Genomic DNA, 14,103 nt, shown 5'->3' with positions numbered 1-14,103 from the left:
TTGGAGGATGATTGAAAATGTATCAAACAGATCCGCCACTTTCCCCCAAAGAAACATTACCCACAATGTATGATCTACCGAGTGAAGATCCAGAAGAGAAGGGTTTGCCAGATCAATTTCATTTATTACAACCACAATTATTAGGAGATACATTTCTTCCTCCTCACTATTCTAGTGAAGAAATATTTACTGGTAGTGACATGAATTTGTATTATGATTCTCGTCATCCATTGTGGTATAAACGTCCTGATTGGTTTGCGATTTTAGGTGTTCCTTATTTGTATGGTGATAATAAGGATTTAAGATTAAGTTATGTGGTTTGGCAAGAAGCAGTTAATCCTTACATTGTGGTAGAATTATTATCACCGGGAACAGAAAAAGAAGACTTAGGTCAAACATTGCGAGATGTGGAAAAACCGCCTGGTAAATGGGAAATTTATGAGCAGATTTTAAGAGTACCTTATTATGCAATTTTTTATCCTTATCAATCTGATTTTAGGATGTTTCAATTAAATGGCGTTCACGAAGTGTCTCTGAAAGAGAATCGCTATACCGAAATCACTTTAACAGATAATCGGTTTTGGATACCCAGCATAGAATTAGGTTTAGGAGTTTGGGAAGGGAGTTATAAAAATGTGAATATGCCTTGTTTACGATGGTATGATAAGGATGGAAATTGGGTATTAACTCCCACAGAATTTGAAAGACAACGTGCAGATCAAGAAAGACAACGTGCAGAACAGGAGAGACAAAAGACAGAAAAATTAATTGCCCAATTGCGTGCTTTAGGTGTTGAACCTGAGATAGATTAAAAATTCCAAATTCAGATCCCCGACTTTTATAAAGAAATCATTATTTATGAAGATGACTGAATCAAGAAGTCGGGTGATCTTAGACATTACACTTTTTATTGTCCTCTTCCTGGTTTACAATCTGCAAAACCCAAAGCTTCTGTATCCAAAAAACTAGCTATAGCCATTTCAAGAACAGCTTCAATAGGATATTCAATTTCTGTTGCATGGTTAATTAAAGCAGTTCTAATTCTTTCTGGTAAACGTTCTAAAATGATAGCTGCATCAGCAGGAGAAAGTTTTTCTAATATTTCTACTTGCATAATTTTATTACTCGCTTGGTATTTGAACGTTATAGGGAGGTTCAGTAGCTCTCAAAATAATGGCTTCTAATTCTAATAATAGTTGTAGATCAAGTTATCGTGTATGCTTATATATATGTATTTATGGTAAGATTTATAACAGTCTATTAGCCAGGTTTCAGGTTTTTAATATGTCCAATTCCCAAGCACCTTACCGTGGAAGAGTACAAGCTCAAGGAGATGATATAAAAGAGAAAGGAGGCTACAGCCATTCTTGGGCAGAAGAAAAACCTGTTACTGATGAAGAGGGATTATCATTTCTTGCTAAGATTGAAAGAGAATGTAGCAACTCTCAAAAGGCACAACGAAAAAAGGCTTTTGATAAAGCTAGACGTTTCGTTAAGAATGCCAGTAAACAAGGTGGTGTCGGACCTGAGTCCCAACCTCCATCATTTCAAGATCCTAAGCGTACAGTTAACAATGCTCGTGTTGACATTGAAATTCGCAGCGGTATTACTTTTATTCCTACACAAAAAGCAGAATGACAACTACTCTCACTAAAGTACAGCAATTTTTAGACTCTGGCGATTGCGACGGAGCGAGAGAAGAGGTTGCCAACATATCTGTTAATTTTAAAAAAGTAGATGCAACTGTTAGAGACTTTGCTACCTTGCTTACACTAGGATCACAGCAAGTTGTAGAAATAGGTTTGGGCGTTTTGGGACGTGAAATTCTTAAAACAGATATAGAAGAAATCAACAATGATGTAATTTGGTTATTTCTAGCATCAATATTATCTCGACATAACATAACTGCTGATAGTCCATTAAGAATTAGTATTATTGGGCTTATTTCTTGTGTTAACAACTGGGAATTACCTATCTTTGCACTATTAAGTCCTGCACTAGACTCTTTTTTAATGGTTAGCCTTGCTGAAGAAAATCCTCTTATTTCTGAACAAACGGTGGATTTTATCTCTACCTCGGGAGAAAATTATGCAAAAGCTCCTCGGACAAGGAAACAAATTAAACAGTTTGAATCTTTAATTCAGTTAGTGCTAGATAGAGTAGATGATGAAGATATCAAAGATGAATGGACTGAAGGAGTAGAGACATTTTTAAGAATAGCAGGGCAAAAGCAAGATAATCAATACTCAGATCAACGTATTTGGTCAGAAGCTAGTAATTTACTTAAAAAAATATATAGTTCTGCAATTTTAAATTTTGATCAAGGCGCAATTTATTATCAAGTAAAAGACAATATATCTCGACTAATTACCTCAAGTCTTGCAGCTTTAGGAACAGTTTTTAATAGTGATAGTTTATCAATTGCTGTGAGTATTGATAATCCTGAAGAAAATAAGTCTTGGTCAATTCTTGCCAATGCAGTTGACAATTTAGAAACATTATTTCAAGAAATTGCAGATGTGACTTTTGAAAAAATAACCAAACTTCCCACTTTTACACCAGCACAAGCAATTCCAGGATCATGGACAATAATTCTCCATCTTAATATAAGTGATAATCAATCAAATTTACTTGCAAACACAATCAAATCTCTTTCTTCAGTAGAAGACGCAAAAAATGAAATTGATTCATCTATTATTGATAGCTGGCAAGATTGTGTAGCAAAACTTAAAGAAAACGAACTTCGAGTCAATTTAGCAGTTTCTAGCAAGAATCCAGAGCTATATTTTGTTAATTCTATATCTACGGAAGATATTCCCAAAGTGGAAGAATCTGTGCAGCAGAATATTAGAGTTCTATCTCGTGATATTCCCCAAGCTGATAATCTAGAAAGAGTTATAGATTTTGCATCTCTATTAATTCAGTATCCATCATCTCCATCAACAGTTAGACAAAAATTTTTGGAAATAGATGCACTGCATGAAAGACAATATTCGTATTATCGAAGAGCAGTAGAAATCCTGGGAATTGCAAATGAGCGTATTCAACCAACAAAAATTTGTTATATGCTTAATCGTTTACAAAATGAATCGAAAATGAGATTTCTAGCTTACCAATTTATATCATCAAATGTTGGGTCAGCATGGTTTAATTGGCAAAATGCAAATGATCTTTCAGAGATTCAACCTGAGAGTGCAACTCAATTCTTGTTAGAAGTATGTCCAAAACTTTCAGAAATAACAGTTAAACGACGCGCTATCACACTCAAATCTTGGTTAAAGATATTCATTCAAAATTGGTAATATAATAACCAACATCCTAGTTGTTAAATTCATTTAATCTTTATTGATTTAATAAATTGAGTGAGATATATTTATCATTTACTTTCATAAGTTATAAATAGTAATATTGCTTTTGGCAAATTATCCTAACTTAAATTAAATTCGATTTCTTAAACACTCATGTCTTCAACTCCCCAGTATCTTAGCGGTAACGATATTCGCGCTTTATTCCTTGACTTCTACACCCAACGAGGACACCAACCCCTCCCTAGTGCTTCCCTCGTACCGGAAGATCCCACCGTACTGCTAACCATTGCAGGGATGCTACCATTTAAACCCATATTTTTAGGACAGCGCACACCGGAATTTAAACGCGCTACCACTTCTCAAAAGTGTATCCGTACCAATGATATCGAAAATGTGGGACGGACAAAACGCCACCATACATTTTTTGAGATGTTGGGTAATTTTAGCTTTGGTGATTATTTTAAAGCACAAGCGATCGCCTGGGGTTGGGAAATTTCTACCCAAGTTTTTCGTTTACCTCCCGAACGTTTAGTAGTTAGTGTATTTGAAGAAGACGACGAAGCATTTAACATCTGGAAAGATAAAATTGGTGTGAATGAAAAACGCATTAAACGCATGGGTGCAGATGATAATTTCTGGGTTTCTGGTCCCACTGGTCCCTGCGGTCCTTGTTCAGAAATTTATTATGATTTTCACCCAGAATTAGGAGATGATCACATTGATTTAGAAGATGATACCCGATTTATCGAGTTTTATAACTTGGTATTTATGCAATATAATCGGGACGCAGAAGGAAATCTCACCCCATTACAAAATAAGAACATAGATACAGGAATGGGTTTAGAGAGAATGGCGCAAATTCTCCAAAAAGTTCCTAATAATTATGAAACAGATTTGATTTTTCCGATTATTGAAACTGCGGCGAAAATTGCTAACATTGACTATCATCAAAGTGATGAAAAAACCAAAGTTTCATTAAAAGTCATTGGTGATCATGTTCGTTCTGTTGTACACATGATTGCAGATCAAATTCGTGCTTCTAATGTGGGTAGAGGTTACGTTTTAAGAAGATTAATTCGTCGTGTTGTGAGACATGGAAGATTAATCGGAATTTCCGGTGCATTTATTAACCAAGTTGCAGAAACAGCAATTTCTTTATCTGAATCAGTTTATCCGAATTTAAGAGAAAGAGAAACCGCAATTAAAGCAGAATTAGCTAGAGAAGAAGCCAACTTCTTAAAAACCTTAGATAACGGTGAAAAACTATTAACAGAAGTTATCACCGAAGTTAAACAAAAAGGTCAAAATGTAATTAGCGGTGAAAGTGCTTTTACCTTATATGATACCTTTGGTTTCCCATTAGAATTAACTCAAGAAATTGCCGAAGAAAATCAACTAACTGTTGATATTGATGGTTTTAATGTGGAAATGCAAAAACAAATAGAACGTGCAAAAGCAGCACACCAAACCATTGATTTAACTGTCCAAGGTTCATTAGATAAATTAGCAGAACATATCCACTCTACCGAATTTTTAGGATATACCCAAAACCAAGCAACAGCAAAAGTTGAAGTATTGTTAGTTAATGGTATTTCCCAAGAAGAAGCGGAAGCAGGAACAGAAGTACAAATTGTTCTGGATAAAACCCCATTTTATGCGGAATCTGGTGGACAAATTGGAGATAAAGGTTATATTTCCGGTGATGGAATTTTAATCAGAATTGAAGATGTGAAAAAAGAATCTGATTTCTTTATTCACTTGGGAAAAATAGAACGTGGTACAATTAGAATCGGTGATAATATTACCGCTCAAATTGACACCGCTTGTCGTCGTCGCGCTCAAGCTAACCACACAGCAACCCACTTATTACAAGCAGCATTAAAGAAAGTAGTTGATGAAAGCATTTCCCAAGCTGGATCATTAGTTTCTTTTGATAGATTGCGGTTTGATTTTAATGCTCCCCATGCGTTAACTGTGGAAGAAGTTCAACAGGTTGAAGACTTAGTAAATACCTGGATTTCGGAAGCACATTCCGCAAATATTGAGGTGTTACCGATAGCAGAAGCAAAAGCTAAAGGTGCAGTGGCAATGTTTGGGGAAAAATATGGTGATGAAGTTAGAGTTATAGATTTCCCTGGTGTTTCGATGGAATTATGCGGGGGAACTCACGTTAATAATACCGGAGAAATAGGAGTTTTCAAAATCATCTCAGAAGCGGGTGGTTCTGCGGGAGTAAGAAGAATAGAAGCAGTTTCCGGTGCTGCGGTTTTAGATTATTTGAACGTGCGAGATCAAGTAACTAAAGATTTGTGTTTCCGCTTTAAAATCAAACCCGAAGAAATACCAGAAAGAATCACAATTTTACAAACTGAACTTCGCAACAGAGACAAGGAAATTGAGAATTTAAAATCAGAATTAGCAATAGTTAAATCTGACAGTTTATTATCAACAACAGAAACCATCGGAGAACATAAAATTATAGTTGCACAGATGGAAGATGTGGATGCAGAATCATTAAAAGCTGCTGCGGAAAGACTGCTGCAAAAAATTGGTAATGGTGCTGTGGTTTTAGGTTCAATTCCTGAAGAGGGTAAGGTAAGTATTGTTGCTGCTTTTAGTTCTGAGGTGAATAAAAAAGGAATTCAAGCGGGTAAATTTGTAGGAAATGTAGCGAAAATTTGTGGTGGTGGTGGTGGTGGAAAACCCAATCTCGCGCAAGCTGGGGGAAGGGATGCTAGTAAGTTACCGCAAGCTTTGGAAACTGCGAAAAATGATTTATTAGCAGGGTTGAAATAGGATTTAGATCCCCGATTTTTTTTAAAGAAGTCGGGGATTTGAGTTTATATTGTCACTGCAACTTGACCAACTTTTGTAGAAGGTTTGGGTATAGGTTTTCCATCTTCTTTTAATACTTCCAAATACAATTCTATCGCTTCTTTAATGAGTTCTTCTGTTTCTTGTAGGGTATCACCACAAGCAACACATCCCGGTAAGTCTGGAACATAAGCAGAATAATTACTACCCGCCCATTCATAGACTACTGCATAATTGTTCATTATTTGTCCTCCAGTTGTGCTTGGGAAAAAATACTCTTTCGAGTTCCTTCTGCTAAGTCTTTACTAAGTTTACCCGCTACTACAACAATACCCGATTTAATCGGATGTTTGAGGATACGGTGACTACCTCTAATGCGATCTATATACCAACCATCTTCTTCTAGGATTTTGAGAACTTCTTTAACTTTCATTGTTTACTATCATAGCGTAATGAGTGATTTATTCTGTTTAGAGAACCAGCAGTAACACAGAGGTTGTGTGTTAAATTTAATTACATATACATGAACTTCTACATTATTATGATACAACCTAAGTATTAAAAAACTCACTGGAGAACTCTGGTCATGATAGTAATACAAAAAATCAATGAATATCAAAAATATTCATTTGAGCAAAAAACTATTCTTAGAGGAGCATTCACAAAAATAGACAGAGAAATAAAAAGGATAAGATTGATGATTTATGAACAAAAAGGCTTTTGGATATTTAAAAACCATGTATATTCTAAGGAGACTTTATTTAATGAATTACATTATGGAAAAATTGTAAAAATACTGGATAATGTTGACCATTTTCTACTGCTGAAACTAAACTTTTAGAACAAGCAATAGAAGATTATGTAGATATTAATGCTAATGTTATAGATTAATTGCTCCCTCTAATATTCCCAACTTCTTTAATAAGTCGGGGATTTGAATGTTATAATAAACATATTCTCATTATTTATCTGTTGTCTTCATCTTAAAAATTATGTTTACAAGCATAAAAATAGAGAATTTCCGAGGTTTTAAATCTTTTGAACTTCAACAACTAGGTAGAATTAACTTACTGGTTGGTGAAAATAATAGCGGAAAAACTTCTATATTAGAAGCAGTGCAGCTTTTATGTTCACGAAATGATCTTGATCAACTTACGGAAATTATAACTAATCGGGGTGAAGATTTTTGGGATGATGATGGTAAAGGAGAGCATCAACTTGATATTCGTCACATTTTTTATGATCATGAGATAAAACCTGGTAGTAAACTTTCTATATCAGCTAATAATAATCAAGAAAAACTTAATATACTAATAGCAATGCTACCTGCAAATAATACCAATTTTCGTTATAAGGAAACTAAGATTTCCGAAGAAAATGTTAGTTCAAATAATGAAGATTTTGATAATCTTAAAAAACTTGGTTTTATTATTGAATGGAATCAAAATGAGCTACCACCAGACAAGTTTTTATTATACATATCACCTGATGGTGGACTTTCTATTGACTCTATTATGATGTTCCGTCATAGAAAAAGTTTAAGCGCAAGTATAATACCGAAAACACAATTTGTTAGATCATCTTCTTTAACCATAGAGAAAATGATTGATTTATTTGATCAATTAGTCTTAACACCTGAAGAAAAAATTGTAGCCGAAGCATTAAATAAAATAGACTCAAAAATTAAACGTATAGCTCCTATTAGTTCTCACAAATTAAGGTATTCTTTGGGTTCACGCGGTGGTTTTCTTGTCCTTCTTTCTGATGGTAAGCGTGTACCAATTGGCAGTATGGGGGATGGAATTTGGCGAATATTAGGACTTGCACTAGCAATAGTATCAGTAAAAAATGGTTATTTATTTGTAGATGAAATTGACACTGGACTACATTTTACTGCAATGTCTGATATGTGGAGAATGATTTGGGACACAGCGAAAAAATTAAATGTCCAGGTTTTTGCAACTACCCATAATAGCGATTGTTGGAAAAGTTTAGCTGAAATCGCACAACAAGAAAATGTCACTGATGATGGTATTAGGATTCATAGAATTGAAAAAGATAAATCCAAAAGTATAGTTTTCAATGAATCTCAAATGGTCATTGCTGCGGAAAGAGAACTGGAGGTACGTTAGCAATGGCAAAAAATGATAAACCCAAAAAATTATTAGTTGAAGGTCAAGATGATTTACGAGTGATACCAGAATTAATTGAAAAAAATGGTATTTTTTGGGGTAATAAAAAAGAAGAAGCAATTATATCAATTCAAGAATGTGGAGGTTATGAAAATATTACTTATGATCTCATATATACAGAATTGCAAACTAGAGGACGCACACATTTAGGTTTAATGGTAGATGCTGATGATGATGCTTTTTTACGTTGGCAAAGTATCAGAAATGCTTGTTTACCAAATATTCCTAATCTTCCTGAAACTATACCAGAAAATGGGTTAATTATTAATACACCAGATAATCAAAAATTTGGTGTTTGGATTATGCCAAATAATATCATAGAAGGAATGTTAGAAACATTTTTAGGTTATATGATTCCAGAACAGGGAGAACATCTTTGGGAATATGCACAGGAAGTAGTCAGAGAAGCAAAAAATAAAGGTGCAGGATTCAAAGAATCTTATATTGATAAAGCAGAAATTTACACCTGGTTAGCATGGCAAAATGAACCAGGTAGACAAATACATCAAGCTATCAAATATAATATTTTAAATCCCAAAAATCCCAAAGCACAAGTATTTGTTAAATGGTTTAAAGAGTTATATGATTTGTAAGTTAAAAATTAATTACAGAATAACAATATTAATATCACCTTTTATAAATTCTGCCATGCTGCATCTTCCTCTGGTTTTAACCAATCTTTTTGTAGGGTCTGGTTGATAACAACTAGACCCTTTAGCATGGAATTATTTAATTCCTTCAGCGGCGGCTATTTCTAACATTGTCTTAATCACCGAATCAGGGTTAAGACTAATAGAATCAATACCCAATTCTACTAAAAACCTGGCAAATTCTGGATAATCGCTAGGAGCTTGACCGCAGATACCGATTTTGAGATTATATTCTTGAACAGTGGCGATCGCCTTAGCAATTGTTCGTTTTACCGCTTCGTTGCGTTCATCAAACAAATGTGCCACTAATTCAGAATCTCGATCTAGTCCCAAAGTCAACTGTGTCAAGTCATTAGAACCAATGGAGAAACCATCAAAAACTTGACTGAACTCATCTGCAAGTAGCACATTACTGGGTAACTCACACATCACATAGACTTGCAAACCATTTTCACCTTTTACCAAGCCATTTTTCGCCATCTCTGCAAGTACCCGCTTTCCTTCTTCGGGAGTACGACAGAACGGAATCATCAGGATGATATTAGTTAAACCCATTTCCTCCCGTACCCGCTTCATAGCTTCACATTCTAAGGCAAAACCTTCACGGTAACGGGGGTCATAGTAGCGAGAAGCACCACGCCAACCAATCATCGGGTTTTCCTCTTTGGGTTCAAATTGTCTACCACCCAAGAGGTTAGCATATTCATTACTTTTGAAATCAGATAATCGAACTATGACAGGTTTCGGATAAAATGCGGCGGCAATTGTACCAATACCTTGTGCTAATTTACCAACAAAAAATTCGGCTTTATCTTCATATTGGTTTGTTAATTCGGCAATCTTATATTTTGCTAATTCATCTTCTAATTCTTCAAAATGTAACAATGCTAAGGGATGCACCTTAATGTGGTTAGCAATAATAAATTCCATCCTTGCTAAACCAACACCATCGTTGGGAATTGCTGTTAAACCTAATGCTTCCTCTGGATTACCCACATTCATCATAATTTTAGTGCGGGTACGAGGTAGATTATCTAAAGGTAATTCTTGAATTTCAAAGTTTAATAAACCTGCATAAACTTTACCTGTTTCACCTTCAGCACAACTCACAGTTATTTCCTGTCCAGGTTGTAATGTCGTAGTCCCATTACCACAACCAACTATAGCCGGAATTCCCATTTCTCTCGCAATAATTGCCGCGTGACAAGTCCTACCGCCGGAGTTAGTAACAATGGCACTGGCTTTTTTCATAATTGGTTCCCAGTCAGGGTCTGTGCGGTTAGTTACTAATACTTCTCCTGCTTGAAATAGATTGATTTGATGGACATCAAGAATAACTCTAGCTTTACCTTGGCCAATCATTTCCCCAACGCTACGACCTGTTAAAAGAATTTCGCTTTTTTCTTGCAGGTGATAACTTTTCAGGACAGTTTTAGATTTTTGAGATTGTACTGTTTCTGGTCTAGCTTGAACTATAAATAATTCTCCAGTTCTTCCATCTTTTGCCCATTCAATATCCATTGGTGTGTTTATACCCCGGACTTGAGAATAATGGTCTTCAATGATGCAAGCCCAGTTTGCTAGTTGTAAAATTTCATCATTATTAAGGGCAAATTGTTTACGTTCTCCGGGGAGGACAGAGACATTTTTTGTTAATTTTGTGCCACCTAAGTCATAGACCATTTTAATTTCTTTTGTTCCCAAACGTTTTTGAAGAATGGGTTGACAGCCTTGTTTTAAGGTAGGTTTAAATACTAAGTATTCATCGGGATTTACAGCACCTTGAACGACGGTTTCACCTAAACCATAGGCTGCTGTAATTAAGGCTGCATCTTTAAAACCGGTTTCGGTGTCAATGGAGAACATGACACCAGCACAAGCTAGGTCGGAACGTACCATTTTTTGCACACCTACTGACAGTGCAACTTCAAAATGATCGAAACCTCTCAGTTGTCGGTAGGAAATAGCACGATCTGTAAAAATGGAAGCAAAGCATTTATGACAAGATTCTAAAACGCCTTTGAGTCCGTGAACGTTGAGGTAGGTTTCTTGTTGTCCGGCAAAACTCGCATCGGGTAAGTCTTCTGCAGTTGCACTGGAACGAACTGCAACGTCTGTATCTTCACCATATTCTTGACATAAAGCTTGATAGGATCTAGCGATCGCCTCCTGTAATTCTAAGGGAAATGGTGTTTCCAGCATTAATGATCTAGCTTGTTTAGCGCATTGTCGCAAGTTCTCAACATCTTCTACATCTAAATTTGCAAAAATCTTTCTGAGTCTAGTTTCTAAACCTGCATTAGTGATGAAGTGTCTATAAGCATAAGCCGTAGTTGCAAAACCAGTGGGAACTTTTACCCCCTTGGATTGTAACTGTTGTATCATCTCTCCCAAGGAGGCATTTTTTCCACCCACAAAGGCTATATCTGCAATACCAACAACATTAAAAGGTAGGACTAAAGCTGCTTCTTTGGTAGCTGGGCTATTGTTTGCTTGATTATTATTTCTTATTTCCAGCATATTTTTAAGTCCCTGAAAATCTATATTTTGATTACTATTTTGATTGAGAAGCCTGGATAAATTCCCCGATGAAAAATATTTAATTGATTATTCTGGCTTTGAATTTATAGCAATGGACAAGGTAATTAGGACATCAATGGGCTTCTATAACTATTTATATACACGTAATTTTGAGGAACTTGTGAAGATGAAATATGTAAAATCCGCGCAATATTACTAAATGTAAAGTAAATCTGATCACTTTGTTTCTAAATATTACGTAATGTTGTGATATTCAAAGAATCTTCACAACTTCCTCACACTCTTCAACTACATTAGACAGGATAGGAAATTTATTTTTACCTATCCTTGGTTAGTTAAATGACTAATAGAAATAGAAAAAATTTATGAAAAGGATTTTATAAATATATGAATTACTGTCCCTGCTGTTCTAATTTACTCTTAAAACATATACGTAGCTCTCATAGTTACTGGTTTTGTCGTACCTGTTGGCAAGAAATGCCTGTGATGAATCTTAATATTTCTGTTTCCTTAGTGGATAGTATTTTTGAGCAAACATCTAAACAGACTATCAGACTAGCTGGTATATTGTGAACAATTACATACAGTCGCTATCAGCGTTTAGTAGTAAAATCCTTGGAGAGTAAAAATTTGAATAATTAATTACTGATTTTGTTTTCTTTCTGCCATTTTTTCCACAGAAATCATGCTTTCCACCTGCTCTATATCTGCCATAACTAAAACTACTCCTTCTATTGATTTTTCAATTAAAGGAGTCAGAGCAATATAACATTTGATTTGCTGGCCTCGGCGATTTGTTGTTTCGATAATCATCTCTTGTAAATCTGTTTTAGCAGATATGATATCAAGAATAGGCGATCGCAACTTTTCTAGAGGCAGACTAATATCTAAACTAAACAAAGATTTATTCAACACCTCATCATATCTTAATCCCCATAAATCTTCTACTAAATGATTCCAAATTAAAATATTAAAGTTTTTGTCAATCACTACTATTCCTGTGAGCATATTTTTAAGAATAGAGGTAATAAAAATGTTTTTACGCTTCAGTTCTAAAGTCCGTTTACTCAATTCATAATTTATGGTTTGTAATTCTTCATTAGTAGACTGGAGTTCTTCATTCATAGTTTCCAGTTCTTGATTAGTAGACTGGAGTTCTTCATTTGTAGTTTCTAATTCTTCATTGGTAGACTGGAGTTCTTCATTTGTAGTTTCTAATTCTTCATTGGTAGACTGGAGTTCTTCATTTGTAGTTTCTAATTCTTTTTGGGAAGATTCCAGTGCTTCTTCTAATCTTACATAACGACTGACATCATTAAAATCAATACTCACACCCAACAGACTTAAATTATTATCTTGGATGGGTACAATTTGCACATCTAAATATTGATTTTCTGACTCAGAAACATAGCGTTCTACATTCTTAATATTAACAGAACGGCGTTCTTTACAAACTCTTTCAATCAGCGATCGCAATTCTATGGGGCGATAGGAAAGTTCTAACTCATAAAAAGGACGCTCTAAATCAGTATTTAATAAATTGAATAAATTACGGGCTGCTTCGTTAATTATCACTAATAAACCATTTGTATCAATTACTATTCTGGCAACTGAACCAAGATCAAAAGCTAATTCTTTCAGTCGCATCAGATGCGATAAACTCCCACTAGATTCATGATTAGCTGAATTGGGCATAAATAATAAACGGTTACGTAGATTTGGGGATGATAACTTGGCAAATATTCTATTTTTTAAATCTACAGATGTAAACAAATTAGAATACATCAATAACATTTCTGCCTTACCTAAAAACAGATAACCATGATCATTCAAAGCAAAATGAAAACGGCTCATAATTCGCCCTTGAGCTTCTGCATGGAAATACATCAACGTATTCCGACAAACTAACAAATCTAACCGAGAAATTGGTGCATCCTGAAGTAAATCATGACGACCAAAAATTATACAACGACGCAAATCTTGACGAAATACATAATAATTTCCAGTTAAATCAAAATATTTATCCCTTAATTCTCCTGGTATAAGTTCAATGTCTTTTCTAGAATATGTAGCTTGACGAGCTTGGTTAAGAGCTTCTTCATCCACATCTGTAGCATAAATTTTCACTCGTTGACGAAAATCCTCAATTCCCAGAGCTTCACAGGTTATAATTGCTAAAGTATAAGCCTCTTCACCAGATGCACAACCAGCACACCAAATGCGAATTTGCTCATCACTTTTTTTCCCATTAATAATATTAGGTATAATTTGCTTACCCAGGGATTCCCAAGCCGTATTATCCCGAAAAAATTCAGTGACATTAATCAAAATAGTATTGAACAAATGATGAAATTCACCGGGATAAACTTCTAAATAATCTAAATACTCTAGATAAGTTTTAACACTTTCTATTTCCAGGTATTGTATACGCTTATTCACTCTACGAATTAAAGTTGACCGCTTATAACCTGTAAAATCGAAACCACGATTTTTTCTAATATAAGTAAGTAATTGTTCAAAATCAGGGTTTTTTTCTGGGGTAATCATGAAATTATTTTGATAATTAGGTAATACAGTTTCCTCTTAGTAGCACTCTTT

General features: G+C 34.8%; 12 protein-coding genes. 7 read left to right on the top strand and 5 right to left on the bottom strand.

Annotated elements, in window-relative coordinates:
* Window positions 1-17 precede the first annotated feature (17 nt).
* Window positions 18-812: a Uma2 family endonuclease gene (locus WJM97_RS05530; protein WP_353932041.1), complete on the top strand. Its 795-nt coding sequence runs from the start codon at window positions 18-20 to the stop codon at window positions 810-812.
* Window positions 813-907: 95 nt separating this feature from the next.
* Here the strand turns inward: WJM97_RS05530 and WJM97_RS05525 are convergent, their stop codons facing one another.
* Window positions 908-1,114 carry a hypothetical protein gene (locus tag WJM97_RS05525; RefSeq protein WP_353932040.1) on the bottom strand — a complete coding sequence of 69 codons (207 nt, stop codon included), beginning with the start codon at window positions 1,112-1,114 and terminating at the stop codon, window positions 908-910.
* Between the two features lie 170 nt (window positions 1,115-1,284).
* On the opposite strand from WJM97_RS05525, the gene WJM97_RS05520 reads away from it, so the two are divergent.
* The 3 genes from WJM97_RS05520 (at window position 1,285) to alaS (ending at window position 6,104) form a co-directional block, all read left to right on the top strand.
* Complete coding sequence (locus WJM97_RS05520) at window positions 1,285-1,638, top strand: hypothetical protein (RefSeq protein ID WP_353932039.1); 354 nt, start codon at window positions 1,285-1,287, stop codon at window positions 1,636-1,638.
* Entirely contained in the window at window positions 1,635-3,302 is a 1,668-nt protein-coding gene (locus WJM97_RS05515; protein WP_353932038.1) for a hypothetical protein, read from the top strand. Before WJM97_RS05520 ends, WJM97_RS05515 begins: the two co-directional genes overlap by 4 nt.
* Before the next feature lie 159 nt (window positions 3,303-3,461).
* Window positions 3,462-6,104 carry an alanine--tRNA ligase gene (gene alaS, locus WJM97_RS05510; RefSeq protein WP_353932037.1) on the top strand — a complete coding sequence of 881 codons (2,643 nt, stop codon included), beginning with the start codon at window positions 3,462-3,464 and terminating at the stop codon, window positions 6,102-6,104.
* A 44-nt stretch (window positions 6,105-6,148) separates the two neighbouring features.
* On the opposite strand, the gene WJM97_RS05505 is transcribed toward alaS, so the two are convergent.
* Both WJM97_RS05505 and WJM97_RS05500 read right to left on the bottom strand, forming a co-directional pair.
* A complete protein-coding gene (locus tag WJM97_RS05505) occupies window positions 6,149-6,364 on the bottom strand; it encodes a type II toxin-antitoxin system HicB family antitoxin (protein WP_353932036.1) in 216 nt (71 codons plus the stop codon).
* Entirely contained in the window at window positions 6,364-6,555 is a 192-nt protein-coding gene (locus WJM97_RS05500) for a type II toxin-antitoxin system HicA family toxin (RefSeq protein ID WP_353932035.1), read from the bottom strand. Before WJM97_RS05500 ends, WJM97_RS05505 begins: the two co-directional genes overlap by 1 nt.
* 153 nt (window positions 6,556-6,708) lie before the next feature.
* On the opposite strand from WJM97_RS05500, the gene WJM97_RS05495 reads away from it, so the two are divergent.
* The 3 genes from WJM97_RS05495 to WJM97_RS05485 all read left to right on the top strand — a co-directional run bounded on the left by WJM97_RS05495 (window position 6,709) and on the right by WJM97_RS05485 (window position 8,907).
* Window positions 6,709-6,963: a hypothetical protein gene (locus tag WJM97_RS05495; RefSeq protein ID WP_353932034.1), complete on the top strand. Its 255-nt coding sequence runs from the start codon at window positions 6,709-6,711 to the stop codon at window positions 6,961-6,963.
* Window positions 6,964-7,114: 151 nt separating this feature from the next.
* Entirely contained in the window at window positions 7,115-8,254 is a 1,140-nt protein-coding gene (locus tag WJM97_RS05490) for an AAA family ATPase (protein WP_353932033.1), read from the top strand.
* A gap of 2 nt (window positions 8,255-8,256) precedes the next feature.
* The gene (locus WJM97_RS05485; protein WP_353932032.1) at window positions 8,257-8,907 is read left to right on the top strand and encodes a DUF3226 domain-containing protein; all 651 of its coding nucleotides are present in this window, start codon (window positions 8,257-8,259) and stop codon (window positions 8,905-8,907) included.
* Window positions 8,908-9,039: 132 nt separating this feature from the next.
* On the opposite strand, the gene ppsA is transcribed toward WJM97_RS05485, so the two are convergent.
* Entirely contained in the window at window positions 9,040-11,484 is a 2,445-nt protein-coding gene (gene ppsA, locus WJM97_RS05480; RefSeq protein ID WP_353932031.1) for a phosphoenolpyruvate synthase, read from the bottom strand.
* 663 nt (window positions 11,485-12,147) lie between these two features.
* Window positions 12,148-14,052 carry a CheR family methyltransferase gene (locus WJM97_RS05475; RefSeq protein ID WP_353932030.1) on the bottom strand — a complete coding sequence of 635 codons (1,905 nt, stop codon included), beginning with the start codon at window positions 14,050-14,052 and terminating at the stop codon, window positions 12,148-12,150.
* Window positions 14,053-14,103: the final 51 nt, after the last annotated feature.

The sequence above is a fragment of the Okeanomitos corallinicola TIOX110 genome (assembly GCF_038050375.1).
In the GTDB taxonomy this organism is placed as follows: Bacteria; Cyanobacteriota; Cyanobacteriia; order Cyanobacteriales; family Nostocaceae; genus Okeanomitos; species Okeanomitos corallinicola.
This window is presented reverse-complemented; position numbering and strand designations above follow the sequence as displayed.